General features: G+C 38.2%; 3 protein-coding genes. All 3 read left to right on the top strand.

Features of this window, described 5'->3' with window-relative positions; genetic code table 11:
* The coding region (locus tag SMIDD26_RS07800) for a carbohydrate ABC transporter permease (RefSeq protein WP_134990248.1) at positions 1-475 on the top strand (475 nt) is incomplete at its 5' end.
* A gap of 1 nt (position 476) precedes the next feature.
* Positions 477-1,322: a carbohydrate ABC transporter permease gene (locus tag SMIDD26_RS07795; RefSeq protein WP_000819520.1), complete on the top strand. Its 846-nt coding sequence runs from the start codon at positions 477-479 to the stop codon at positions 1,320-1,322.
* A 9-nt stretch (positions 1,323-1,331) separates the two neighbouring features.
* Positions 1,332-2,331 (top strand): glycoside hydrolase family 32 protein (locus SMIDD26_RS07790; RefSeq protein WP_134990247.1); only part of this gene is annotated, 1,000 nt, incomplete at its 3' end.

The raw sequence follows: 2,331 nt of genomic DNA, 5'->3' as shown, positions 1-2,331 counted from the left end.
CTTATTAAATGCTATTTTAAATAAGGTAGGTATTGCTTCTCAACCTTTCTTGACTAGTCCCAAACAAGCTATGTATGCAATTGTTTTTGTTTCTGCTTGGCAGGGTGCAGGTTATCAGATGCTTTTATTTTTAGGAGGAATGCAGAATATTCCACAAGATGTCTATGAAGCTGCTGAATTAGATGGATTCTCAAAATGGGCTCAGTTTCGTTATATCACGATGCCCCTACTAAAACCAACAGCTCTGTTTGTATTGTTAACAACTTTAATTTCTGCCTTTAAACTGATTGTGCAACCAATGGTTATGACGCAAGGTGGTCCATTAAACTCAACAATTACTATGGTGTACTATATTTATCAACAAGGCTTTACTGATCGTCTTGTAGGATATTCTAGCTCAATCGCTTTAGTGTTTACAACGTTAATTGGTATGATTAGCTTAGTACAACGTCGCGTTCTGAAGGAGGATGACTAAGATGAAACGATTTAAACCAACAACAATCTTAGAATATATTCTGTTAACTCTATTGGCAGGACTCTTCCTTTTTCCTATGGTTTGGATGGTAGTTTCAGCTATGAAGCCAGAAGCAGATGTTTATAAAAATTTGACTAGTTGGCAAGCCTTCTTACCAAGTTTAAATCCTGCTGATTGGTTTAAACCTTATCAGGAAGTATTTGAGCGATTTAGTATTTTTACCTATCTAGGGAACAGCATTTTTTATGCTGGAACGTTTGCTATTGGTTCTATTATTGTCAATGCACTGGCCGGTTTCGCTTTTGCAAAAGTCAATTTTTCAGGTAAGAAAATTTTATTTGGTTTCTTACTTGCTTTACTTATCATTCCAGTAGAAACTGTGTTAATTCCACAATTTACCATTATCAATTCCTTAGGTTTGGTCAATAATCGTCTTGCAGTTATTATTCCAGGATTGGCGAGTGTATTTAATATTTACTTATTTAGGAATTTCTTTATTGCAATTCCAGAAGAGATTCTTGAGTCTGCAAAGATGGACGGAGCAAGTATCGTTAGAATTTTCTTTAGAATTATGCTTCCAATGTCTAAACCTGCAGTTGCTACAGTTGGCGTTTTATCATTTATTTCAAGCTGGAATGATTATATTTGGCCATTGATGGTTTTGACAGATTCTTCTAAATTTTCAATGCAGGTTGCAATTACAACTATTAATACAACTCAACCAGTTTATATCAATCAGGTAATGGCTGTATTAACTATTTCAACGATTCCGTTGATTTTGGTCTATGTAGTCGCTCAGAAATATATTGTTCAAGGTCTGGGTGGTTCCGGAACTGGAATAAAATAGGATGTACTTATGATAAATAAAACATTTACAGTAGAAAAAGCCAATCGTTTTATAGCAGAAAATAAACGTCTCGTAAATACTCAATATAAGCCTGAAGAACATTTTTCAGCTGAGATTGGCTGGATCAATGATCCAAATGGATTTGTCTATTTTCGTGGAGAATACCATCTCTTTTATCAATTCTATCCTTATGATAGTGTTTGGGGGCCTATGCACTGGGGTCATGCTAAAAGTAAGGACTTGGTGACTTGGGAGCACTTGCCGGTGGCACTTGCTCCTGACCAAGATTATGACCGAAATGGTTGCTTCTCAGGCTCTGCCATTGTCAAGGATGATCGCCTCTGGCTCATGTATACTGGGCATATCGAAGAAGAAACAGGTGTTCGTCAAGTGCAAAATATGGCATTTTCAGATGACGGGATTCACTTTGAAAAGATTGAACAAAATCCAGTTGCAACTGGAGCAGACTTGCCAGATGAGTTGATTGCAGCTGATTTCCGTGATCCAAAACTCTTTGAAAAAGATGGACGCTATTACTCCGTAGTAGCTGCCAAACACAAGGATAATGTGGGCTGTATCGTTCTACTAGGGTCCGATAACCTAGTAGAATGGCAGTTCGAATCCATCTTTTTAAAAGGGGTAGAGCACCAAGGCTTTATGTGGGAATGTCCAGATTACTTTGAGTTAGATGGGAAGGCTTGCCTTATTATGTCACCCATGCGTTATCAGCGTGAGGGAGACTCATATCATAACATCAACTCATCGGTTTTGTTCACGGGTAAGGTAGATTGGGGAGAAAAACGTTTTATCCCAGAATCAGTTCAAGAAATTGATCATGGCCAAGACTTCTATGCTCCACAAACATTGTTGGACGATCAAAATCATCGTATCCTGATTGCTTGGATGCAGACATGGGGGCGTACCCTTCCAACCCATGACCAAGAACACAAATGGGCATGTGCCATGACCTTACCTCGTGTACTTCGATTGAAGGATGGGAAATTATTCC

The sequence above is a fragment of the Streptococcus mitis genome (genome assembly GCF_001579035.1).
GTDB lineage: Bacteria > Bacillota > Bacilli > Lactobacillales > Streptococcaceae > Streptococcus > Streptococcus mitis_J.
The sequence above is the reverse complement of the archived record's forward strand: the minus strand, read 5'-3'. Positions and strand labels throughout refer to the sequence as shown.